Annotated in this window: 26 protein-coding genes; 16 read left to right on the forward strand and 10 right to left on the reverse strand. The window is 70.6% G+C overall.

Annotated elements, in window-relative coordinates:
- Positions 1 to 28 precede the first annotated feature (28 nt).
- From era to ACLV7J_RS05955, 4 genes are all read left to right on the forward strand, one after another.
- Positions 29 to 1,174, forward strand: coding sequence for a GTPase Era (gene era, locus ACLV7J_RS05940; RefSeq protein WP_411868201.1), 1,146 nt, complete (start codon positions 29 to 31; stop codon positions 1,172 to 1,174).
- Positions 1,175 to 1,262: 88 nt separating this feature from the next.
- Positions 1,263 to 1,793 (forward strand): phycobiliprotein lyase, encoded by a 531-nt coding sequence (locus ACLV7J_RS05945; RefSeq protein ID WP_411868202.1) that lies wholly within the window; start codon positions 1,263 to 1,265, stop codon positions 1,791 to 1,793.
- A gap of 4 nt (positions 1,794 to 1,797) precedes the next feature.
- The gene (trmD, locus tag ACLV7J_RS05950) at positions 1,798 to 2,502 is read left to right on the forward strand and encodes a tRNA (guanosine(37)-N1)-methyltransferase TrmD (protein WP_411868203.1); all 705 of its coding nucleotides are present in this window, start codon (positions 1,798 to 1,800) and stop codon (positions 2,500 to 2,502) included.
- Between the two features lie 405 nt (positions 2,503 to 2,907).
- The gene (locus ACLV7J_RS05955) at positions 2,908 to 3,168 is read left to right on the forward strand and encodes a hypothetical protein (protein ID WP_411868204.1); all 261 of its coding nucleotides are present in this window, start codon (positions 2,908 to 2,910) and stop codon (positions 3,166 to 3,168) included.
- A gap of 29 nt (positions 3,169 to 3,197) precedes the next feature.
- Here the strand turns inward: ACLV7J_RS05955 and ACLV7J_RS05960 are convergent, their stop codons facing one another.
- On the reverse strand, positions 3,198 to 3,464 hold the full coding sequence (locus ACLV7J_RS05960) for a hypothetical protein (protein ID WP_411868205.1): 267 nt from the start codon (positions 3,462 to 3,464) through the stop codon (positions 3,198 to 3,200).
- 575 nt (positions 3,465 to 4,039) lie between these two features.
- On the opposite strand from ACLV7J_RS05960, the gene ACLV7J_RS05965 reads away from it, so the two are divergent.
- From ACLV7J_RS05965 to larB, 5 genes are all read left to right on the forward strand, one after another.
- The gene (locus tag ACLV7J_RS05965; RefSeq protein WP_411868206.1) at positions 4,040 to 4,915 is read left to right on the forward strand and encodes a LysR substrate-binding domain-containing protein; all 876 of its coding nucleotides are present in this window, start codon (positions 4,040 to 4,042) and stop codon (positions 4,913 to 4,915) included.
- Positions 4,916 to 5,040: 125 nt separating this feature from the next.
- Positions 5,041 to 5,940, forward strand: a complete 900-nt coding sequence (locus tag ACLV7J_RS05970; protein WP_411868207.1) for a hypothetical protein — start codon at positions 5,041 to 5,043, stop codon at positions 5,938 to 5,940.
- A 707-nt stretch (positions 5,941 to 6,647) separates the two neighbouring features.
- A complete protein-coding gene (gene ispF, locus ACLV7J_RS05975) occupies positions 6,648 to 7,133 on the forward strand; it encodes a 2-C-methyl-D-erythritol 2,4-cyclodiphosphate synthase (RefSeq protein WP_411868208.1) in 486 nt (161 codons plus the stop codon).
- A 233-nt stretch (positions 7,134 to 7,366) separates the two neighbouring features.
- Positions 7,367 to 7,759 carry a TIGR03792 family protein gene (locus ACLV7J_RS05980; RefSeq protein WP_411868384.1) on the forward strand — a complete coding sequence of 131 codons (393 nt, stop codon included), beginning with the start codon at positions 7,367 to 7,369 and terminating at the stop codon, positions 7,757 to 7,759.
- Entirely contained in the window at positions 7,740 to 8,465 is a 726-nt protein-coding gene (gene larB / locus ACLV7J_RS05985; RefSeq protein ID WP_411868209.1) for a nickel pincer cofactor biosynthesis protein LarB, read from the forward strand. Before ACLV7J_RS05980 ends, larB begins: the two co-directional genes overlap by 20 nt.
- Before the next feature lie 250 nt (positions 8,466 to 8,715).
- On the opposite strand, the gene ACLV7J_RS05990 is transcribed toward larB, so the two are convergent.
- From ACLV7J_RS05990 to ACLV7J_RS06010, 5 genes are all read right to left on the reverse strand, one after another.
- Complete coding sequence (locus ACLV7J_RS05990; protein ID WP_255127872.1) at positions 8,716 to 8,847, reverse strand: hypothetical protein; 132 nt, start codon at positions 8,845 to 8,847, stop codon at positions 8,716 to 8,718.
- A gap of 280 nt (positions 8,848 to 9,127) precedes the next feature.
- Positions 9,128 to 10,093, reverse strand: a complete 966-nt coding sequence (locus tag ACLV7J_RS05995; protein WP_411868210.1) for a DUF1517 domain-containing protein — start codon at positions 10,091 to 10,093, stop codon at positions 9,128 to 9,130.
- Positions 10,094 to 10,119: 26 nt separating this feature from the next.
- Entirely contained in the window at positions 10,120 to 10,359 is a 240-nt protein-coding gene (gene thiS / locus ACLV7J_RS06000; protein ID WP_411868211.1) for a sulfur carrier protein ThiS, read from the reverse strand.
- A complete protein-coding gene (locus tag ACLV7J_RS06005) occupies positions 10,356 to 11,531 on the reverse strand; it encodes a thiamine phosphate synthase (protein WP_411868385.1) in 1,176 nt (391 codons plus the stop codon). The genes thiS and ACLV7J_RS06005 overlap by 4 nt, the downstream gene beginning before the upstream one ends.
- A 182-nt stretch (positions 11,532 to 11,713) precedes the next feature.
- The gene (locus ACLV7J_RS06010; RefSeq protein ID WP_411868386.1) at positions 11,714 to 12,739 is read right to left on the reverse strand and encodes a bifunctional riboflavin kinase/FAD synthetase; all 1,026 of its coding nucleotides are present in this window, start codon (positions 12,737 to 12,739) and stop codon (positions 11,714 to 11,716) included.
- A gap of 161 nt (positions 12,740 to 12,900) precedes the next feature.
- Here ACLV7J_RS06010 and ACLV7J_RS06015 point away from each other — a divergent pair, with 161 nt between their 5' ends.
- Entirely contained in the window at positions 12,901 to 13,482 is a 582-nt protein-coding gene (locus ACLV7J_RS06015; RefSeq protein WP_411868212.1) for a DUF3611 family protein, read from the forward strand.
- A 41-nt stretch (positions 13,483 to 13,523) separates the two neighbouring features.
- Here the strand turns inward: ACLV7J_RS06015 and surE are convergent, their stop codons facing one another.
- Complete coding sequence (gene surE / locus ACLV7J_RS06020; protein WP_255127877.1) at positions 13,524 to 14,312, reverse strand: 5'/3'-nucleotidase SurE; 789 nt, start codon at positions 14,310 to 14,312, stop codon at positions 13,524 to 13,526.
- Positions 14,313 to 14,438: 126 nt separating this feature from the next.
- Here surE and pheS point away from each other — a divergent pair, with 126 nt between their 5' ends.
- From pheS to ACLV7J_RS06045, 5 genes are all read left to right on the forward strand, one after another.
- The gene (gene pheS / locus ACLV7J_RS06025; protein WP_255127878.1) at positions 14,439 to 15,446 is read left to right on the forward strand and encodes a phenylalanine--tRNA ligase subunit alpha; all 1,008 of its coding nucleotides are present in this window, start codon (positions 14,439 to 14,441) and stop codon (positions 15,444 to 15,446) included.
- 120 nt (positions 15,447 to 15,566) lie between these two features.
- Entirely contained in the window at positions 15,567 to 16,484 is a 918-nt protein-coding gene (locus tag ACLV7J_RS06030) for an NAD(+) kinase (protein WP_411868213.1), read from the forward strand.
- On the forward strand, positions 16,481 to 17,179 hold the full coding sequence (locus ACLV7J_RS06035; RefSeq protein ID WP_411868214.1) for a winged-helix domain-containing protein: 699 nt from the start codon (positions 16,481 to 16,483) through the stop codon (positions 17,177 to 17,179). Before ACLV7J_RS06030 ends, ACLV7J_RS06035 begins: the two co-directional genes overlap by 4 nt.
- Positions 17,180 to 17,184: 5 nt before the next feature.
- A complete protein-coding gene (locus tag ACLV7J_RS06040) occupies positions 17,185 to 17,664 on the forward strand; it encodes a DUF192 domain-containing protein (protein WP_411868215.1) in 480 nt (159 codons plus the stop codon).
- Positions 17,661 to 18,170 carry a DUF1643 domain-containing protein gene (locus tag ACLV7J_RS06045; protein WP_411868216.1) on the forward strand — a complete coding sequence of 170 codons (510 nt, stop codon included), beginning with the start codon at positions 17,661 to 17,663 and terminating at the stop codon, positions 18,168 to 18,170. The genes ACLV7J_RS06040 and ACLV7J_RS06045 overlap by 4 nt, the downstream gene beginning before the upstream one ends.
- 18 nt (positions 18,171 to 18,188) lie before the next feature.
- Here the strand turns inward: ACLV7J_RS06045 and cbiE are convergent, their stop codons facing one another.
- Positions 18,189 to 19,526: a precorrin-6y C5,15-methyltransferase (decarboxylating) subunit CbiE gene (cbiE, locus tag ACLV7J_RS06050; RefSeq protein ID WP_411868217.1), complete on the reverse strand. Its 1,338-nt coding sequence runs from the start codon at positions 19,524 to 19,526 to the stop codon at positions 18,189 to 18,191.
- Between the two features lie 29 nt (positions 19,527 to 19,555).
- Between cbiE and ACLV7J_RS06055 the strand changes: the two genes are divergently transcribed.
- Positions 19,556 to 19,807 carry a hypothetical protein gene (locus ACLV7J_RS06055; protein WP_411868218.1) on the forward strand — a complete coding sequence of 84 codons (252 nt, stop codon included), beginning with the start codon at positions 19,556 to 19,558 and terminating at the stop codon, positions 19,805 to 19,807.
- Between the two features lie 5 nt (positions 19,808 to 19,812).
- Here ACLV7J_RS06055 and ACLV7J_RS06060 read toward each other — a convergent pair whose 3' ends face one another.
- Together ACLV7J_RS06060 and ACLV7J_RS06065 are read right to left on the reverse strand one after the other, a co-directional pair.
- Positions 19,813 to 20,220, reverse strand: a complete 408-nt coding sequence (locus ACLV7J_RS06060; protein ID WP_411868219.1) for a HEPN domain-containing protein — start codon at positions 20,218 to 20,220, stop codon at positions 19,813 to 19,815.
- Positions 20,217 to 20,564, reverse strand: coding sequence for a nucleotidyltransferase domain-containing protein (locus ACLV7J_RS06065; RefSeq protein WP_411868220.1), 348 nt, complete (start codon positions 20,562 to 20,564; stop codon positions 20,217 to 20,219). The genes ACLV7J_RS06060 and ACLV7J_RS06065 overlap by 4 nt, the downstream gene beginning before the upstream one ends.
- Positions 20,565 to 20,644: the final 80 nt, after the last annotated feature.

A 20,644-nucleotide genomic window follows, 5' to 3' on the forward strand; every position in this document is an offset into this window, starting at 1 on the left:
GGGCCGGCGAACTGTCAGTGTTGAGGTTATGGAGCCAAGCCACCCCAGCGAGCCACGGCGGACCAGCCCGAAGCGCCGTCCCACGCCCGGCGCGGCCCAGCCCGCCGCCATCCCCACCGAAGCCCTTCCCGGCGAGGCCTGGTCGGACCCGGAGACGACCGGCACCCTGCTGCCGATCCCGGAGCCCCCCAGCGGCGCCGGCGGCGGGCTGGGGCTGAGCCCCGCGGGCTTCCGTTCCGGCTTCGTGGCCCTGGTGGGCCGTCCCAACGTGGGCAAATCCACCCTGCTCAACCAGCTGGTGGGCGAGAAGGTGGCGATCACCTCCCCCATCGCCCAGACCACCCGCAACCGGCTGCGGGCGATCCTCACCACCCCCGAGGCCCAGCTGGTGCTGGTGGACACGCCCGGCATCCACAAGCCCCACCACCTGCTGGGCCAGCGGCTGGTGCAGAGCGCCCGCGGCGCCATCGGCGAGGTGGATGTGGTGCTGCTGCTGGTGGACGGCAGCCAGCCGGCCGGCCGCGGCGACGGCTTCATCGTGGACCTGCTGCGCCACAGCCGGGTGCCGGTGCACGTGGCCCTCAACAAGCACGACCTGGTGGATCCCGAGCGGGCCGAGGAGCTGGCCGCCAGCTACCGCGCCCTGCTGGCCGGCCCCGACCCTGACGGCTCCGGCGAGGCCGGCGACGCGCCGTCCCGTTCCAGCGCACCGCTGGACTGGCCCCTGCACCCCGTGAGCGCGCTCACGGGCGAGGGCACCGAGGCGCTGGTGGCGGCCCTGGCCGCCGATCTGCCCGAGGGGCCGCACCTGTATCCCCCCGAGGCGGTGAGCGACCAGCCGGAGCAGCTGCTGCTGGCCGAGCTGATCCGCGAGCAGGTGCTGACCCACACCCGCGAGGAGGTGCCCCACTCGGTAGCGGTCCAGATCGAGCGGATCGTGGAGGACGGGCCGCGCACGGCGGTGCTGGCCACGGTGCTGGTTGAGCGCAGCAGCCAGAAGGGGATCCTGATCGGCAAGGGCGGCCAGATGCTGCGGGAGATCGGCAAGGGCGCCCGGCTGCAGATGCAGAAGCTGATCGACGGGCCGGTGTACCTGGAGCTGTTCGTGAAGGTGGTGCCCAACTGGCGCCGCAACCCCAGCCGCCTGGCGGAACTGGGCTACCGGGGCGACTGACCCCGGCGGCGGCACGCCAGCCGCTGGGCCGATCCCCCGGCTGAGAGAATGGGCCGATCGCGCCCCCCGTCTCCGCGCACCCCTGCCCGTGACCGCCGCCCCCAGCGCTGCCCCGGCCGAGCTTTCCTTTCCCCCCGCGGACCTGCCGGACTTCCTGCAGTGCTGCGCCGGCGAGTGGATGAGCCTGCGCAGCCGCTTCGATCTGGAGGCCACCGCCGAGGACGACAGCTGGCACGCCAGCGAGCGGGGCGAGCTGCAGATCGAGCTGCTGCCCGGCGATGCCCAGGGCGATCTCGGCGGCCTGGCGGTGACCAGCCAGGACCAGCCCGGCCGCCGCAGCGCCCTGCACTTCAGCGCCGATGGCCGCTTCCACGCCGGGCGCGAGGACGGCCGTGGCGGCCACTGGACCCTCTGGCCCGACGGCAGCCTGGAGCTGGTGATCGAGACGGACGAGCGGGAGCTGCGCGAGCGGATCTGGTTCACCAAGCCCAACCTGCGCCTGCGCAGCACCGTGGACCAGCCCAAGGGCGGCGCCCCGGGCCGGGCCAGCTTCAGCTCCGAGATCCGCCGGGTGCAGCGCCCGGCCAGCCCCGCGGCGGCCCCGGGCGCCGCCGCCTGACGCCATGCGCCTCGATGTGGTGAGCCTGGCCCCCGAGGCCTTCGCGCCCCTGTTGAGCCTGGGGGTGATCGGCCGGGCCTTCACGGCGGGTCGCGCCGAGCTGCACCTGCACAACCCGCGCGATTTCGCCAGCGACCGCTACCGCAAGGTCGACGATGAGCCCTACGGCGGCGGCGCCGGCATGGTGCTCAAGCCGGAGCCCGTGTTCGCCGCGGTGGAGGCGATCCCCGTGCTGCCGCGGCGGCGGGTGCTGCTGATGAGCCCCCAGGGCCAGCCCCTGCGCCAGGACGACCTGCGCCGCTGGGCCGGCGGCTACGACCAGCTGGTGTTCCTCTGCGGCCACTACGAGGGCTTCGACGAGCGCATCCGCTCCCTGGCCGACGAGGAGGTGTCGATCGGCGACTTCGTGCTCACCGGCGGCGAGCTGCCGGCGATGACGATCATCAACGGCGTGGTGCGGCTGCTGCCCGGCACCGTGGGAACGGAGGCCTGCCTGGAGGAGGAGAGCCACAGCGCCCTGCTGCTGGAGCACCCCCACTACACCCGTCCAGCCAGCTTCCGGGGCCTGGAGGTGCCGGCGGTGCTGCGCAGCGGCGACCACGGCGCCATCGCCCGCTGGCGGGCCGAGCAGCAGCAGCAGCGCACCGCCGAGCGGCGTCCGGATCTGTTCGCGCTGTGGCAGGCTCAGCACCAGGCCCAAGACCCCTGAGCCATCGCCAGGCTGATCACCCCCCCCAGCGTCGAGGGCCGGCCCTGGAGAACATGACCCGCCGGGCCCGCCTGCTCGGGGCCAATGCCGTGGTGGGGGGGGGGCAACCTCGACGACGAGGTGCTCGGCAGCAGCAGCGGCCTGGTGATGGTGTGAGCCAGCGGCACGGCCGTGGAACTGACCCAGGCCCTGCCAGGCCCTGCGGGCGGCTTCAGCGAAACCTGAGGGGCCCGAGGCCGCGGCAACCGGTCTTGCGGTGATGGAGGTGGGGTCGTGAGCGCTGCTCGCTGCACTGAGCCTCTGCGAGCACCTGACGCACCTGCAGCGTCCACACCTGCGTCTGTGTCGTTCTGCGCTGGGGGTGATGCTGGCTGGGTAGCGTTGTCACCGACCCGTTCAAGCTGAGTGGACAACGACTCGCAGCCACTGCTGGATGCGCTGGATCACCTCTGCCATCAGGTGCATGGTGACCCCGAGATTGAGCAGAAGTTTTACGGTGCCACCACGCCAGAAGAGTTGGTCGCTCTGGCGGTAGAGAGCGGCATCCTGATTGAAGCCGACGACTTCCGTGCTCTGTTAAGAAGCGGCAGCACCGAGCAGTGGTTCGTGCGTGGGGAAGACGGCACCAACCCGATTACCCACCTGCAGCAGGTGTTTCGCGTCTGATGCTGAGGTGCGTCTTCGGGTTGAAGCGATCAGTAGTCGTCCCCGTATTTGACCGTTGAGTCGGCATCCATCATCTCAACGGTGGTCTGGTATCCCTGTGCCACGGTGACGTCGTGCTGAATGCCGATGTCACGAAGAGTCTTGATGTCGAATTCAGGAGCGGTGATCCAACTGAAACCTTTGCCAAACGTGTTGTCGGGGTTCACCACATACCAATGGCAGGCGGTATCGGGGACTGACACAGAGCACTTGGTCCAGTCGTTGTCCCACTGCGGCACTTGAACGAACGAAACCACCGCAAAGAGAAAACCGAACAGAGCACCGAACATATCCCGTTAACAAGTTGTCACATCCTAGCCGCCTGGAAGGGCGGACCGCCTCAGGCGCTCGCCAACGTCAGGCCGAGACAGGTGCTCGCCAGTCGCTGTGCCCGTCCATCCCGTTGCGCCTGCCGCTGAAGGCCCTTACCGGCATCACGCACCTCAGCGGGATCGTCCCAACGGGCTCGGGTGCGTTGCCGCAGAAGCCAACCTCCAGGGGCACGAAGACCCATCCGCGGTTCGGCACCGGAGAACACCTCCAACAGCTCGGCGTCCATGGCCTGCCGCTCCTGCCCCAGCATCCTCCCTTGCCCTGCGATCTCCACCCGCCCAGGGCGAACCGATGAGAGGGCAGCAGCACGGCCACTTGATCTGGCATCCGAGATCGTGACGGTGCTGGATTGCGGGATTGCGGGATTGAAGACGCGTTGGAAACTATCACCAACTGGCACCACTAGCATCAAAGCGCACAGATCAATCCTTGCCTACGCCGGCGATTGACGGCTATATCGCACTTTTGTATTGTGCTGATTAATTAGATTTCCATCGCCTTGGTCGAGCTCGATGTCCTCCTCGGACTGGACGGGATTCAGTGGCTGGGATGCAGCGAAGAAGTCTCGAAGCGATACGGGATAAGCCAGCAAACCATAAGCAGTCATTGCCTGACAGCACTCAGTGTGTTTGATCTTACGATGGAGCGCCAGGATGGCGAATGGGAACTGATAGGAGATACGACCTTGATTCAGATGGAACGGGAAGTTCATCAGTTAGCGCGTCGACTGGGGGTTCGACCACTTCGACTGGAAGCAACCCATTGGAGTGCACCGACTCTTGGCGACAGTCTGCCCAGTCGCTGGATTCTCGGGCGCTCGGATATCGCCGTAACGAAGCGCAGCCTTCAGCTACTTCGTGATCGAGTGATCGATTGCTGGCTCGCCGATCTTCCCGATTTACCGTCACCTGGGGATCCGGATCTTGCTGTCATCACGCTTGCGCGCATGCCAATATTCTTCACATGCGCCCCTGGCCACCCATTGCTCAAGCGCAACTCCATCGACTATGGCGATATTGCTGAATTTCCGACGTTGCCACCTCCAACAGAAATGCTTCCCTTGGTCGAACACGATCTAAAGAGCATCAACCTCTGGAATGACGACCTCCGCACGACTCGCTACCGCACAGACCAATGGGAAGGCAAGACAGAGGCAGATTTGGCCATTGGCTATGGAACACCGCTGAGCATGATTGCCTCCGGCGGTCAATTACGCAGGCTTCCCTTGCTTCTTCCTTTTGAATCGGGGCATGCTCTCGTCTTTCGGAAGTATTTTCTTGGTCACCGTGCCCTGGACGAGTTACGCGAACGCCTTCTTTTCAGACTAAGGTCAATTTCATCGGATCATCCCGAGATTCAACTGGTCTCGGCGTGACACCCCTGACGATCACCGTCTATGCGGTTTCTGCATAGACAGGGGTTTTCTTAGCATTCCCGTCCGCCTTTCTCGCAGGTGACTGGCGCTTGACGCATAATGCTTGCATGAATTAGCGCGCAGCCTTGGTAGACGTTGGATGCCTTGCCGCTTTCGATCACCTTCAGTGGTTAAGAACCGGGGCGTCTGCGGCAGAGTCTCTCAATTGCAACCAGTTAACCGTTAGTCGTCATGTCAAGAAGAGTCAGCAAGTCTTTGGTGTCACTCTGAAGAGGAAGGCGGCAGAATGGCACCTTGATGGCGACACAACGCTCTTGTGCGCTGAGCGCCATGTTCATCAACGCTATCGATGGGACTTTGATCGTACACTGCGCATTGACGCTCAGCATTGGCTGCGTGACTCCTACTCATCCCTGAAGATTGATGGGTGGCAACAGGGCAATATGAACTACTTGGAATACGAGCGGCCTGTATACCTCTTGCAGAATCGGATCATTGATGCATGGCTGTGCTCGTCTCCGGATCATCCCACCGACCCATCGCTGACAACCATCCAACTCTGCTCCATGCCGAGTTATCTGGTTGTCAAGGATTCTCACCCATTGGCGGCGCTTGGGTCTTCCGCGACGCTGGCAGATGTCCGTCCGTACCCAATCCAGCCACTTCCCAAAGATTCCTTTCCAGTCTTTCAGGCCGTTCTTGAGTCACTTGGACTCAATGCCACGCTTGATGACCGCCTGCCTGCATCACCTCTGCCAATTGAAGATCTGATTGTTGGCATCGCATCACCGCTGACCATTGGCTTGTATGGTCCCGGGCACATTGTGCTCCCGTGCGAACTCCCCATTTTGGTGGGAGACGCTCTTGTTGTCAGGTCGGAATACTCTGAACATCCCCGTCTTCGCAAACTGGTTTGCGACCTTCTGGGTCATATCCGATCCGTTGCGGCTGGTCTCCCTGCTGTGACCATCCTCGATGGCGCCGCTCTGCCGCTGAACGCCAAATTCAAGTCTCTCGTCTCCTAGTGGCTTGGCCTTGAGGCACCACCAACGCAACTGATTACCTGTTGGTTGATCCGATCAGATGGTGGCATGATCGCCATCGCTGGATGCGCATCCAAGCTCGTGGCGGTGCCGGATTGCGGGATTGAGGATCTGTTGGAGATCGTGGGGTCTTGAGCGTCCGTCCCATCCACTCCAACGACTCACAGAAGGCACCCTCCCACGCCAAGGCGCCAGCATCAAAATAAAAAAGGGGGGAGGATCACTCCGCTCTGGATGCCTGACAGCTCTTGCTCGGCTGATGCTGGCGGACTCCCCACTGCTGACCTCGGATCACGGCACCCCAGGGCCCGCAGACCGTCTGGGGTGCCTCTCGAATCCAGTTCGCTGGGCTCTACCCCACCAGTTCCCGCCGTGAAGGATCAAGGCCCCGTCCCTGCTGCAATCGGGTCAAGGCGGGGGCAGTCGTGACGACCCCCATCGCCTGGCAGCGGAAGTACGGGGTTTGACCTCGCAGGTTCTGGGTGAGGTGGGCTCCGTGGGTGACGAGGCGGGAGGTTCAAGCAAGGCCCCCCCATGGACACCCGGCACTCCAGGAGGACTCGGTTGCCGGGGTCTGCGAGGGGTCACTGGCGCTGACTCCATGGATTCATCGTTGCGTCGGAGGTAAAATCCAAGGTGCAAAAGCGCGGCAAAACCACTGCGCCACTGGGGTTCTGAGGAACACAGCAATGCAGCTGCGCATCGGCAACGGCTACGACATCCACCGCCTGGTGCCGGATCGTCCCCTGATCCTGGGGGGCCAGCGGCTGGAGCACCCCGCAGGCCTGGGCCTCGATGGCCACAGCGATGCCGACGTGCTGGTGCACGCGATCATGGATGCCCTGCTGGGCGCCCTGTCCCTGGGGGACATCGGCCGCTACTTCCCCCCGGACGACCCGCAGTGGAAGGGGGCCGACAGCCTGGTGCTGCTGGAGCAGGTGGTGGCGCTGGTGAGCGAGCGGGGCTGGAGCATCACCAACGTGGATTCGGTGGTGGTGGCCGAGCGTCCCAAGCTCAAGCCCCACATCGCGGCGATGCGGGCCGCCATCGCCCAGCGGATGGGCCTTGATCCCGAGCAGGTGGGCGTGAAGGCCACCACCAACGAACGGCTCGGTGCCGAGGGCCGCGAGGAGGGCATCTCCTGCCACGCCGTGGCCCTGCTGCAGCGCCCCTGAGAGGGCGGGCGGCGGCCCAGAATGCCGCCATGGCCGAGCCGTCGCCCCCGATCGCACCCAACCGATGGCCACGGCTTCGGTTGGGGCAGAGGCTTGGCGGGCGGCTTCTGGGTGGACGGCTACTCCGTGGGCTGCTCCTGGCCGCGCTGCTGCTGATCGCGCCGGCCCTGCTGCCCCCGAGCCCGACCGACCACGGCACCCTGGGCACCCACCTGTTCCGTCCAGCGCCCGCCATGGCCGCCAGCGAGCTTCCCCAGCCCTCCAGCGCCTCCGCCAGCAACGAACCGGCGAGCCGAGCGGCGGGCGGACCGGTGGTGGTGGAGCACCTGCGCCTCCAGGTGCCCGCCGCCGGCCTGGACGCCTGGCTGGAGGCCGAACGGGGCAGCTGGGAACCCTGGCTGGCCCAGCAGCCGGGCTTCCTCGATCGCCAGCTGCTCTGGGACCCCGAGCGGCAGGAGGGCACGCTGTTGATCCGCTGGGCCAGCCGCGCCCAGTGGCAGGCGATCTCCGCCGAGGAGGTGGACCGGGTGCAGAACCGCTTTGAGGCCCTCGCCCGCCAGGCCACGGGGATCCCCCAGGGCAACCCCTTTCCGCTGGTGTTTGAAGGTGAACTCCACCCCCTCTGAGCCGCCCCCTCCCCAGGAGGCCCGGCTCGACCTGGACCGCCGCCGCCGGATCGGCATGGTGGAGGCCATCTGGGGCGAGAACAAGAACGCCGAGCAGATCGCCGCCATCCTGGAGCACCTCAAGGAGGCTGGCGAGCTGGGCCTGGTGACGCGGGTCGAGGTGAGCAAGGCGGAGGCCGTGGCGCAGCGGCTTCGCAGCGGGCGCACGCGGCTGGAGCACCACCGCCAGGCCCGCTGCCTCACCTGGGGGGATCTGCCCGACCCCGATCCAGGCCTGGGCCAGGTGGCGGTGCTCTGCGGCGGCACCAGCGATCTGGGGGTCGCGAAGGAGGCAGAGCTGGCCTTACGGCTCCACAGTGTGGCCACCCGGCTGCTGGTGGACGTGGGGGTGGCGGGGCTGCACCGCCTGCTGGCGGAACTGGAGAGCCTGGCCCAGGCCCGGGTGTTGATCGCCTGCGCCGGCATGGAGGGGGCCCTGCCCACGGTGCTGGCCGGTCTGGTGCCACAGCCGGTGATCGGGGTGCCGGTGAGCGTGGGCTACGGCGTCAGCGCCGGCGGCCTGGCGGCCCTGCACGGGATGCTGGCCAGCTGCGCGCCGGGCCTCACGGTGGTGAACATCGACAACGGCTATGGCGCCGCGATGGCGGCCCTGCGGATCCTCAGGGGTGGCCCGGGGCACCATGGCCCTGACCGCAGCGGGGCCTGAGCGACCGGGCGGACGAGTCCGCCGATCGAGCCCCTAGAACCGGCCCATCAAGTTCCAGCAGCTGATGCAGCCACAGCGCCATCGCATGGGAGAGCCGGCCCTGTTCGTAGCGCTCCAGGGCCTCCAGAAGAACCGGCGTGTTGACCCACTGGGGCGAGCGGGGGGCCATGGGCGAGGGTTCCAGCTGGGCCGCAGTGTGCGGCCGGCGCCAGGGGCACGCAACCCCACCGGCAGGGGCTGGGGAGCTGGGTCAGCCCTGGGGGTAGCGGTGGCCGAGGCGCCAGAGCTCATGGCGGCGCTCCTCGGTTTCCACCTGCTCCAGCTCACAGACCAGGGCAAAGAGGTCACTGCCGGCCAGTTCGCCGTTCGCCTGCCACTTCATGGAACGGGGCTCAGGTTTGCGAACGGACTGCCTCACTAGGCCGGAGTGCGAATGGATTCGTCACCATAAACAGAGAGAGGGCTTGAAGAGAACCCTCACGCACACCTTGAGCCCGAAGAGTTTCTTAAGTTCTCCACTTGCGCGGTCCTGAGCAGCAAATCCGAGGAAATGCGAAAGATTCGCAACAGCGCCAAGGCCGAAATACAAAGCCCCGCTGATCGGCAGCATTGAAGCCAGGCCGATCAGCGGGGTTGGGGCCGGACGGCGGCTTGCCGGCAGCTCAGAGGTGCTTCAGATCCGGATAGGCCGTGATCAGCTCCTCGGTGCTCAGCACCTCACCGGTGCCATCGGGCTGCCAGATCACCTCCAGGGCCAGCAGGTCGGTGGAGGGCACCGAACCCACCAGCCGCAGGGCCTCGCGCAGCTCCTCCGAGCCGCTCACCGGCTTGAGGGTGAGGCGACGACGGCTGGCCACCAGCAGGGTCACGGCGATGAAGTCGCTGGTGGCATCGGCGGCCCCCACCGCTGCGGCCGGGAGCGAGGAGCGCCGGCCGCCCACGTTGGTGGTGAGCTCGCTGCGCAGCTTGCTGCGCTCGGTCATCGAGAGGCGGTTGAAGGTGGCTTCGGCCGCCGCGAAGGGCACCTCACCCACCTCGGCGTTGGCGTACACCCAGAGATCGGGGTGGCGCAGCAGGGCCAGGGTGGTGTCCTGCAGCACCCGCTGCAGGCCCGTGCTGCTGGAGGTGTCGGCACTGCCGGCGAGGCTGCGCAGGTCGTCCTGGAGCTCCCGGGCCGAGGCCAGCAGACCCACCTGCAGCTGGGTGATCGAGACCGGTCCGTCGGGCCGATAGCCATCGAGCCGGCCACCGCCCTCGCCGGCCGGCAGGGAGCCGCCACCGCCGCGCAGGGCGTTGAGCACCACGCCCACCACGGCCATCAGGATCAGGAAGCCGAACAGGCCGCCGCCGCCGAACCCGAAGAAGGGCACGATGAAGGGAAAGCCGATGCCGCCGCCGTAGCCGCGCTGGACGCCGCCGCCATAGCCACCCCGGTAGCCACCACCGCTGTAGCTGCGCGGCATGGAAGGGGCGGAGCGGAAGCTGCCGCCGCCGATGCGGCCGCCGCTGGCGGCCAAGCTGGGCTGGGGCACCGCCAACAGCACTGCGAGGCACGCCGGCACGAGCAGGACGCTGCAGACACGGCGCAGCCGCAGGGAGAGCTGCAGGGGCGGACGGTTGGGGGACAAGGCCGTGACCCGGGGATCGCTGGAATCTAGGAACCGCCTCCCACGATGGTGACCACCTCCAGGCCGTCGGCTTCCCGAACCGGCTGGGCGAACCAGCGGGAGCGGGGCAGGATCTCGCCGTTGAACTCCACCACCACCAGCTGGGGCCGGTAGCCGACGTGCTCCAGGAACTCCTGCAGGTTCAGGCCGGCCGGACAGCGGCGCTCCTCGCCGTTGAGCCGCACCGTGATGGTGGGAGTGGCCTCTGGGCTGGGGGGGGTGCTCATCGGCTGGCCTCCGCGCCCGTGTCCGGGTCGGCCGCCCCGCAGCCGAGCAGCGCCACCAGCTCGGCCGCCGCGGCCCGGGGATCGGCGGCGCCGGTGATGGCCCGCACCACCGCCACCCGGCTGGCCCCCGCCGCCAGGACGGCCGCGAGGTTGGCGGCCTCGATGCCGCCGATGGCGAAGAAGGGGATCGGGCTCTCGGCGGCGGCCTGGCGCACGTAGTCGAGCCCCACCGGCTCCCGGCCGGGCTTGGTGGGCGTGGCGTTGACGGGCCCCACGCCCACGTAGTCGCAGCCGTCGGCCACGGCCTGGCGCAGCTGGCCGACGGCATGGGTGCTGCGGCCGATCAGGCGCTCGGGGCCCAGCAGCTGGCGGGCGATGGCGGGGGGCAGGTCCCCCTGGCCCAGATGCACACCGTCGGCGTCCACCGCCAGGGCCAGGTCGATGCGGTCGTTCACGAGGAACAGGGCGCCGTGGTGGGCGCAGAGCTGGCGCAGGGCCCGGGCCTCCAGCAGGCGCTGTTGGTCGGTGAGGGGCTGGCCGTCGCTGCCTCTGCCGCCCTCCTTGGCCCGGTACTGCACCAGCCGCACGCCGCCCTCCAGGGCCGCCGCCACCGTGGCCTCCAGTCCGGGCCCAGGGCTCGTGACCAGATAGAGCCGGCAGCGCTGCAGCAGCGCCCGGCGCCAGCCGGGGCCGGCGGCGGCGCGCAGCAGCTCCACCTCCAGGTCGTAGAGGGCATAGCGGATGGCGGCGGCCTCGGCGGCCAGGGCAGGGTCGGGGTCGCGGCCGAATTCCTCCAGCACCCGCAGGGCCTCCTGCACCCGCCCGCAGTTGGCGGCCACCACGGCGGCGGCGGCCGTGCGCTCCGCCTGGGCGGGGTGGGTCAGGCCGGCACCCCCATCCGTGGCCGTGTGGCGGGCCAGCTTGTAGGCGGCGCGGTGGCAGCGCCCCAGCCGCTGGCGCAGGTCCTTGGTGCGCGCCACCAGATCCACCCGGTCCAGCCCGAAGCGGCACCAGTCCTCGATCACCCGCAGGCCCTCGCGGGCCCGATCGAGGTTGGCGTCGAGCAGGCGATCCACGGCCCGCCGCTCCCGGCCCGGCGACTCCAGGGCCGGCGGCGCGGCCGTCGCGAGGGGATCCGGGCCGGCGGCACTGGCGGGAGTCGGTGCGGGCATCGTCACGGGCGGGGGGATCGGGGAAGGGCTGGGGGCGACGGCTTGCCTAGGCTGGCGCCAACACACGACGGGCCTGAAGCGATGGACCAGGGCGGAACCGACAGCCCAATGCTGGTGCTGATCTCCGGGATTCTGCTGCTGGGGGGCATCGCCGCCTTCATCGGCTGGGGCCTCACCAACGCCTACCCGGCCGGCTGAGCCTCACCGGCGGTGCCAGCGGCGGCCCCCTTCGGGGGCGCCGTGCTGGCCCCCGGAGACCTGGCCGCCAGCAGGTCGCCGGCCCGCTGGGCATCGGCGGCGATCTGGGCGCAGAGGGCCTCCAGGCTCTCGAACTTCTGCTGGCGGCGCAGCAGGGCCACGGGCTGCACGCTCAGCTCACTGCCCTCGAGCTCCAGCTGGCGCCCGAGCAGGTGCACCTCCAGGGCCGAGGGGGCGGTGGGGTCCACCGTGGGCTGGGGGCCCAGGTTCATCACCGCCGCCAGCGGCTCGCCGCCGTTGACCCGGGCCCAGGCGGCGTAGACCCCCTCCAGCGGCAGCAGCTTGCGGCCATCCACCTGGAGATTGGCGGTGGGCCAGCCCAGCTCACGGCCCAGGCCCCGGCCCCGCACCACCCGGCCGCCGAAGCGGTAGGGGCGCTGCAGCAGGGCCTCGGCCGCCGCCAGGTCGCCGGCCGCCAGGGCCCGGCGGATGCGGCTGCTGCTCAGCCGCCCCTCGTCGTCCCGCAGGGTCGGCACCACCTGCACCGCAAGGCCGTGGCGCGCCCCGAGCTCCTGCAGCAGGGCCGTGTCGCCGCTGCGGCCGGCGCCGAAGCGGAAGTTCTCGCCCACCGCCACACGGCCGGCCTGGAGCTGCCCCACCAGCACCTCGGCCACGAAGGCCTCGGGGCTCAGGGCCGCCAGCTGGGGCGTGAACGGCACCAGCACCAGCTGGCGGATGCCCAGGGGCTCCAGCAGCTCGAGCTTCTCGGAGGGCATGTCGAGGCGCAGGCGGGTGTCGCCGAACAGCACCTCACGGGGGTGGGGCCAGAAGCTCACCACCGTGGGCACCAGCGCAGGCCCCAGCCCGCCATCCTCAGCGCGCCCGGCGGCGCCAGCGCTCCCGGTCACGGCGGCGATCACCCGGCGGTGCCCCGCGTGCAGGCCATCGAAGCTGCCGAGGGCCACGGCGGTGGGCCGCTGCGCCTCCTCAGGCGCCCGCAGCGGAATCAAAGCCACCCCGGGGCTTGGGCGGGATGCCGAGGGGGGAGTGCCGTCTTGATCACCGTGCGTCGCAACTGTCGCCCTCGCCGGAGCGATCCTCCCATGGCAAGTTTGGGGCCAGCCCCCGTCCGGGGTCCGCCCTGCCGCGCCGCGGCACCTCTCCCCTTCCGATGGCCGACCGCCTGGATCTGCAGCTGATCTCCGCCGCCCTGCGCCGCATGGGCTGGATCCGCTTCTGGACCCAGGTGGTGCTGGCGGTGGTGGTGGTGGGGGTGCTGGTGTTCAACAACATCGGCGGGCGCCTGGCCGCCAATTCCTCCCGGGCCCTGGGCCTGGGGCCCGGCATTTCCCTCACCACCCTGTCGTTTCTGGTGCTGCTCTGGTGCCTGTGGCAGAGCTGGCTGACCGTGCGCTGCGGCCGGGCCCTCAGCAGCCCGGTGCGCCCCAGCAAGGGGGAGACGGCCCGGCTGATCAAGCGGGGCCTGCTGGCCGACCTGGGCGGCCTGGTGCTGGCCGTGCTCGGTTACCAGTCGCTGGCGGGCAGCCTGTTCGTGCAGGCCTCCCAGCAGGTGCCGGGGTTCTTCGGGGCCCAGATCCAGATGCCGGCCGGCACCCAGGGCCGGGTGGTGGGCCTGCCGATCACCTCGATCGAGATGTTCTCGGTGCTGGGCAACACCCAGGTGCTGTTCGCCCACCTGATCGGCCTGGTGATCAGCCTGTGGCTGCTGCAGCGCATTTATCGGCCCCGCTGACGCGGCCAACAGCCGGGCGGCCCCGCTGACCCAGGGGAGCCTCAGCCCAGGTCGGGCAGCCGCTCCAGCCCCCCGCGCCAGAACAGCTCCGGCTGCAGCGGCGTCAGGGCGGCACCGCCGGCGTGCACCTGGGCCACATCCGTGGGCCAGGCCTCGGGGCCGGCCCCGGCGGATTCCAGATCGGTCACCACCTCACCGGCCAGCCAGTAGTAGGTGCGGCCGCGGGGATCGCTGCGGCGGTCGAACTGGTCCACGTAGCGGCGCAGACCAGGGCGGCACCAGCGCGGCGGACCGATCTCGGCGGCGGGCAGGGCCGGCACGTTGAGGTTGAGCAGCAGGCCCTCGGGCCAGCCGCCGGCCAGGCTGCGCTCGGCCAGGTCGAGGGCGATCACCGCGGCCGGGGCGAACTCCCGCCACTGGAAGCAGCCGCTGCTCACCGCCAGGGCCGGCAGCCCCTCCAGGGTGCCCTCCATCGCCGCCGACACGGTGCCGGAATAGAACACGTCGCTGCCCAGGTTGGGGCCGTGGTTGATGCCGGAGAGCACCAGATCCGGCGGGGCCTCCAGCAGCGAGAAGAGCGCCAGCTTCACGCAGTCGGACGGGGTGCCGCTGCAGGCCCAGGCCGTCACCCCCTCGGCGAACAGGGCATCGGCCCGCTCGGCCCGCAGGGGGGTCTGCAGGGTGAGGCCGTGGCCGGTGGCGGAGCGCTCCTGGTCCGGGCAGACCACGGTCACGGCATGGCCGCGGCGGGCGGCCTCGGCCGCCAGGGCCTGGATGCCGGCCGCGAACACCCCGTCGTCGTTGCTGATCAGGATGCGCAGGGGGGCCATCGGCGCCGGGCGGGTGCACTGCTCGCAAGCTAGGGGGAGCCCCCGCGGGCAGCGCGTGTTGCCCCTGCCATCGGCGGGTGGCGCCAGGGGCCGCTGCCTACAGTCGGCGGTCGCCGTGTTCCCGCCGTGAGCGCCACCGTCAGCCTGCAGCAGCTCACTGACCAGCTCGAGCAGCTGGAAGCGCAGGCCGCCGCCGCCATCGCCGCCGCCGCCAGTGCCGCCGAGCTGGAGGACCTGCGGGTGGGTCTGCTGGGCAAGAAGGGCAAGCTCTCGGGCGTGCTGGGCGCCATGGGCAAGCTGCCCGGCGAAGAGCGGCCGCTGGTGGGCCAGCGGGCCAACGTGCTCAAGGAGCAGGTGCAGGGGCTGCTGGCGGAGCGGCTGGCGGCGGTGAAGTCGGCGGCCATGGCCGAGCGGATCGCCGCCGAAAGCCTCGATGTGACGATGCCGGCCAGCACGATCCCGGCCGGCCACCGCCACCCGCTGATCAGCACGATCGAGGAGATCGTGGACATCTTTGCGGGCCTGGGATACCGGGTGGAGGAGGGCCCCGAGATCGAGACCGACCACTACAACTTCACCGCCCTGAACATCCCGCCGCACCACCCGGCGCGGGACATGCAGGACACCTTTTATCTGTCGGAGCACGAGCTGCTGCGCACCCACACCTCGCCGGTGCAGATCCGCCACCTCGAAACCAATCCGCCCCCCGTGCGAATCGTGGCCCCCGGCCGCGTCTATCGCCGCGACGCGGTGGATGCCACCCACTCGCCGGTGTTCCACCAGGTGGAGGTGCTGGCCATCGATGAGGGGCTGGATTTCAGCCACCTGCGCGGCACCGTGACCGCCTTCCTGCAGCAGTTCTTCGGCGATCTGCCGGTGCGCTTCCGGGCCAGCTACTTCCCCTTCACCGAGCCCAGCGCCGAGGTGGACGTGCAGTGGCGCGGCCGCTGGCTGGAGGTGATGGGCTGCGGCATGGTCGATCCGGCGGTGCTGGAGGGCCTCGGCATCGACCCCACCCGCTACAGCGGCTTCGCCGCCGGCCTGGGGGTGGAGCGCTTCTGCATGGTGCGCCATGGCATCGACGACATCCGCCGCCTGTTCACCAGCGACCTGCGCTTCCTCGAGCAGTTCTGAGGCCGATCGGCAGAGCCCCGGCGGCACGCCGTGCCGTAGCGGTACACACCGCGTGTGAAGCCCGACAGGCGGTGCTCCTGGGGGCCCTCATAAACTCCTGCAGCCCCCCGCCTGCGATCGGTGCCCTGCGTTGGACTGATCGTGAATGACGGCAAGGACCTGGCCCTCAGCACCGCCGACGCCATCGAAGCCCGCTTCGTGGCGGCCGGCTACGAGGTGATGCGGGTGAGCAGCGCCGGCGGCATGGTGGGCTTCGCCAACCCCGACCAGCACCTGCGCACCCTGGGGCACACCGCCTGCGTGCCGGCGAGTTTCCGGCGCGGCATGGAGCTGGCCCTGGTGCTCGGCGGCGACGGCACCGTGCTCTCGGCCGCCCGCCAGACGGCGCCGATCGACGTGCCGATCCTCACGATCAACACCGGCCACCTGGGCTTCCTGGCCGAGACCTACCTGCCCAAGCTCGACGCGGCCCTGGAGCAGCTGATCGCCGGCGAGTGGACGGTGGAGGAGCGCACCATGCTGGTGGTGAGCGTGCTGCGGGGTGAGCAGCGGCGCTGGGAGGTGCTCTGCCTCAACGAGATGGCGCTGCACCGCGAGCCGCTCACCTCAATGTGCCACTTCGAGATCGCCATCGGCCGCCACGCCCCGGTGGACATCGCCGCCGACGGCGTGATCCTCTCCACCCCCACCGGCTCCACGGCCTACGCCCTCAGCGCCGGCGGCCCGGTGATCACCCCCGACTGCCCGGTGCTGCAGCTCACGCCGATCGCCCCCCACTCCCTGGCCTCCCGGGCCCTGGTGTTCAGCGACCGGGAGCCGGTGACGGTGTTTCCCGCCACGCCGGAGCGGCTGATGATGGTGGTGGATGGCAGCGCCGGCTGTTACATCTGGCCGGAGGACCGGGTGCTGATCCGCCGCAGCGAGCACCCCGTGCGCTTCGTGCGCCTGGCGGACCACGAGTTCTTCCAGGTGCTGCGCAACAAGCTGGGCTGGGGTCTGCCCCACGTGGCCAAGCCGGGCAACGGGGGCGCGGCATGAGCGGCGGCGCAGGCAGCCCCCTGCTGCTGCTGGGCGCCGAGGCCATCGCCCAGGCCCCCCGGCTGGAGGCCTCCGGCTACGTCGTGCAGCTGGGCGACCCCCAGGATCCCGCCAGCTGGACGGCCGCTGGAACCCCCGATCTGGTGGTGCTGGCGGCGGAGGCCGCCGGGACCTTGCCGGCGCTGCGCCAGGCCCTGCCCGGCGCCGTGCTGCTGCTCGACATCGGCCGCGACAGCGTGGCGGCCCGGGCCCGCTGCCTCTGCGCCGGCGCCCACGACTTCTGGCTCTCCGGCATCGGCGCCAGCGATCTGCTGCAGCGGCTGCGGCTGCACGCCAAGGTGGCCGCCAAGGCCGCGCCGCCGCCCAACCGGCTCACCCTGGCGGACCTGAGCCTGGTGCCCAGCCGCCATGAGGTGCGGCGCGGCTCCCGCAGCCTGGCGCTCACGGCCCGGGAGTACGCCCTGCTGCTCTACCTGATGCAGCACAGCGGCGCCGTGCTCAGCCGCGAGCAGATCCTGAAGGCGGTGTGGCACGACCAGCAGGGGGCCGCCAGCAACGTGATCGAGGTGTACGTGCGCTACCTGCGCCAGAAGCTGGAGGAGGGGGGCGAGAGGCGGCTGATCCACACCGTGCGCGGCCAGGGCTACTGCCTCAGCGACGGGCCGCCGCCGCTCCATCCCGCCCACCCGCGCTGATCGCCATGGCCATTCCCGCCCAGGCGGCGCCGCCCCAGTACCTGCCCGCCACCGCCGAGTGGTGCCTGGAGGCCCCGGCCGCAGCCGCGGCCAGCACGCCCCCCAGCGCCCTGGCGAGCTCCCGCCCCTGCATCCAGCTGGAGGTGCCCAGCACGCCGCGGCAGTACGCCTGGGGCCTGATGGGCCGCCCGCCCCTGGCGCCCCTCACCGGCATGTGGTTCCGCTTCCAGCCCGCCGAACCGGTGAAGTTCTGGATGCACCGCACCCCCTCCCCGCTCGACATGGTGTTTCTGCGCGAGGGCCGGGTGATCGCCATTGAGGCGGCCGCCGCCCCCTGCCCGCGCCTGCCCTGCCGCAGCTACGGGCCCGCCGAAGCGAGCGATGGCGTGGTGGAACTGGCGGCTGGGCAGGCGGCGGCCTTGGGCATCCGGGTGGGGACCCCCGCCGTGATCCGGTCGCTGCAGCCCCGGGCCGCCACGCCGTGACCCCCCGTGCCCTGCCGGGCGGGGCAGCGGACGACGGACTGGAGCGCAGCGCCCGCCTCAGCCCCTGCCGCACCTACCGCTATGGGCTGTGGCGGCGCTGGGGAGCGGGGCACACCCTGATGGTGGTGGGGCTCAATCCGAGCACGGCGGATGAAACCCAGGACGACCCGACCATCCGGCGCTGCATCGGCTTCGCCCGCGCCTGGGGCTTCGGGGCGCTCCGCATGGCGAACCTGTTCGCCTACCGGGCCGTCACTCCTGAGCGCCTCCGCCAGGCCGCCGATCCGATCGGGCCGGAGAACGACCGGAGCCTCCAGGAGCTGGCCGATGGCGCCGGCCTGGTGCTGGCCGCCTGGGGCAGTCACGGCACGTTTCTGGGGCGCAACCGGGCGGTGCGGAGGCTGTTGCCGGACCTCCACATCCTGCGGCTCACCCGGACGGGGGAACCGGCCCACCCGCTGTATCTCCCCGCGGACCTGACGCCGCAGCCCTGGTCCCCGCCCTGAAGCACAGCGCCCAGGCCCTCAGCCCCTGCGCCCCTTCAGCACCAGCACCGGGTTGAGCGGCGCCAGGCGCGTGCCGTCGGCCAGGGGCGCCCCGCGCCAGGCCTGGTGCTGAGCCACCGCCACCCGGCAGCCGGCCTGCTCCAGCAGCGGCCGCAGCTCCGCCAACGCCTCCACGGTGGCCAGGGGGATCACCACCACCCCGCCGGGCCGCAGCCGCTCCAGCACCGCCGCCAGCACCGCCGCGCGCTCGCGGCCGCCACCGCCGATCAGCACCCGATCGGGGTCGGGGAGGGCGGCGAGGGCCTCGGGGGCCCGGCCCTCCTGGATCCCCGCCGGCCCCACCCCCAGCCGCTCGGCATTGGCGGCGATCAGGCCGGCCGAGCCCCCCCGCTGCTCCAGAAACCAACCCGCCAGGCCCGGCCGCAGCCGCAGGGCCTCCAGCCCCACCGAGCCCACGCCGGCGCCGATGTCCCAGAGCACGCCGCGCTCGGGCAGCTCCAGATCCGCCAGCAGCTGGATGCGCACCTCCCGCTTGGTCATCAGGCCGGGGCGGTCGTCGTGCTGGAGGAACAGGCCGTCGTCGAGGCCGAACAGGGGCAGGGCGGCGGGATCAACGGGGGGCGCCGGCGGCTCGGCGATGAGCAGCACCAGGTGCAGGGGATCGCAGTCCGCCGGCAGGGGAGTGGCGGGAGCCAGTCGCTGCACCCGCTCGTCGGGATGGCCGAGCCGCTCGCACAGCCAGAGGGCGTAGGCCGACTCCAGGCCGGAGGCCCGCAGAATCCGCCGCACCGCGTCCGCCCCGCCGCGGCCCGGGTCGGTGAGCACCGCCAGGGCGGCGGGGCGCTTCTGCAGGGCGGCCGCCAGGGGCTCGGGGTCGCGGCCGTGCAGGCTGATCCAGCTGGCGTCCTGCCAGGGGCGGCCGAGGCGGGCGAAGGCCAGCTGCAGCGAGCTGGGGGCCGGATGGAAGCGCAGCCGCTCCGGGCCGAAGCGCTGCAGCAGCAGCCGGCCGATGCCGAACCAGAGCGGATCGCCACTTGCCAGCACCACGGCCGGCCGGCCACCGGCGAGGGCCGCCTCCAGGGCAGGCCAGGCCGTCTCCGGGCGATCGGTGGATACAGGCTCGGGGCAGGTCGCCTGGGGGTGCAGCCGCCCTGCGGCCTTCTCGGCGGCCCACCAGGGCTCCAGCGCCTCCAGCAGCCGCCGCGGCCCCGCCACCAGCGCCGCCGAGCGGATCAGCGCCTGCGCCTTCAGCGGCAGTGCCGCCAGGCCACCGGCATCGGTGCCGATCACCGCCAGCACGCCGCTGCTGTCCGCCGTCCCCTCGCTGCCCAGGACGTTGCCCGCCACTGGCGCCATGATGCTCAGCCGCCCGCTCCCCTGCCCCCATGCGCGATCGCCGCCAGCGCATCCACGAGCTGGTGCTGGCCCTGCTGGCCCAGCAGAAGGAGCTGGAGCTGCTCGCCGGCGACGGCGGCGGCCTGGCCGGCGGCGATGCCGGCAACTGGATCGAGCGCAACCGCCGCGTGGTGCAGCGCTACCAGGCCCTGGTGCGCTCCGCCGTCACCCTCGACGCCTTGGTGGATCAGGAGGTGAGCGGCGGCTTCCAGGGCGCGGGCGGCGAGCCGGATCCGGGCTGAGGCGTTCAGCCCGGGGCGTCTGGCGGCTGCAGCTGCTCACGCACCCTCGCCAGAACCGATCGGGCAATGGCCAGAGCCTGCGCACAGTCGCGGTCATCAAACAGATCGGCCGGGGCCTCGTCCCCATCCGGGTAGCGGGTGGCGGTGGTCATGCGGCTGAGGACCTTGAGCTGCAGGTCGCGCAGCTGATCCACCGGCAGACCCGTCGCCGCCAGGGCATCCACCAGCCGCTCGAGGGCATGGCTGCGCGGCGGCTCCTCCCCCAGGGCGATCAACAGACCCTTGAGCGCCTTCTCAGCAGCCTGGCTGCAGTGGTAGCAGGCCTGGGCAAAGAAGCCGCCGGCACGGGCGAACTCGGCCATGGCGAGGTCGCTCTCGGCCTGTTTCCACCGGGCCTGCAGCCGGGGAGTCATACCGGTGGTTCTCCAGCGAGGGGAATGGCATCGCGGCAGATGCCCCGCCACCAGGGATCGTCGCCCGACTGGCGCTGCTGCCAGCGCTCCCGCGTCAGCGCGATCACGTCGTCGGCAAGGCCAGCCGCCCGCAGGGCATCGGCGAGCTGCTCCGCCGCCGCCTGATCCGGCGCGACGGCCAGCAGATCCACATCCGAGTAGGCGTCCCAGTCGCCGCGGGCCAGGGAACCAAACAGCCAGACCTGCTGGTGGGCGGGATCGTTCAGCTGGCTCGCCACGGCCTGCCGCAGCCGAGCCAGCCGCTCGCTGCGGCGCTGCTCCCGAATGGCGGCCAGCGTTGGCATGACAGCAGGCTACGGGGGCTGAACCGCCCCGCCCGCCAGCCCGACCAGCCGGTTCTGACAAGCTGGGCGCACTTTTTGTG

It is taken from the genome of Vulcanococcus limneticus LL, assembly GCF_943369875.1.
Lineage (GTDB): Bacteria > Cyanobacteriota > Cyanobacteriia > PCC-6307 > Cyanobiaceae > Vulcanococcus > Vulcanococcus limneticus_A.

Excerpts from the sequence above, each read along its gene's own strand:
- trmD (WP_411868203.1), top strand. The coding sequence starts at position 1,798 with ATGCGCCTCGATGTGGTGAGCCTGGCCCCCGAGGCCTTCGCGCCCCTG.
- ACLV7J_RS05980 (WP_411868384.1), top strand. The coding sequence starts at position 7,367 with ATGGCCGCCAGCGAGCTTCCCCAGCCCTCCAGCGCCTCCGCCAGCAAC.
- ACLV7J_RS06040 (WP_411868215.1), top strand. The coding sequence starts at position 17,185 with ATGGCCATTCCCGCCCAGGCGGCGCCGCCCCAGTACCTGCCCGCCACC.
- thiS (WP_411868211.1), bottom strand. The coding sequence starts at position 10,359 with ATGAGCACCCCCCCCAGCCCAGAGGCCACTCCCACCATCACGGTGCGG.
- era (WP_411868201.1), top strand. The coding sequence starts at position 29 with ATGGAGCCAAGCCACCCCAGCGAGCCACGGCGGACCAGCCCGAAGCGC.
- ACLV7J_RS06065 (WP_411868220.1), bottom strand. The coding sequence starts at position 20,564 with ATGCCAACGCTGGCCGCCATTCGGGAGCAGCGCCGCAGCGAGCGGCTG.
- cbiE (WP_411868217.1), bottom strand. The coding sequence starts at position 19,526 with ATGGCGCCAGTGGCGGGCAACGTCCTGGGCAGCGAGGGGACGGCGGAC.
- ACLV7J_RS06015 (WP_411868212.1), top strand. The coding sequence starts at position 12,901 with ATGGCCGACCGCCTGGATCTGCAGCTGATCTCCGCCGCCCTGCGCCGC.
- ACLV7J_RS06005 (WP_411868385.1), bottom strand. The coding sequence starts at position 11,531 with ATGCCCGCACCGACTCCCGCCAGTGCCGCCGGCCCGGATCCCCTCGCG.
- ACLV7J_RS06035 (WP_411868214.1), top strand. The coding sequence starts at position 16,481 with ATGAGCGGCGGCGCAGGCAGCCCCCTGCTGCTGCTGGGCGCCGAGGCC.
- ispF (WP_411868208.1), top strand. The coding sequence starts at position 6,648 with ATGCAGCTGCGCATCGGCAACGGCTACGACATCCACCGCCTGGTGCCG.
- ACLV7J_RS06055 (WP_411868218.1), top strand. The coding sequence starts at position 19,556 with ATGCGCGATCGCCGCCAGCGCATCCACGAGCTGGTGCTGGCCCTGCTG.
- ACLV7J_RS05990 (WP_255127872.1), bottom strand. The coding sequence starts at position 8,847 with ATGAAGTGGCAGGCGAACGGCGAACTGGCCGGCAGTGACCTCTTTGCC.
- ACLV7J_RS06060 (WP_411868219.1), bottom strand. The coding sequence starts at position 20,220 with ATGACTCCCCGGCTGCAGGCCCGGTGGAAACAGGCCGAGAGCGACCTC.
- surE (WP_255127877.1), bottom strand. The coding sequence starts at position 14,312 with ATGGCCCCCCTGCGCATCCTGATCAGCAACGACGACGGGGTGTTCGCG.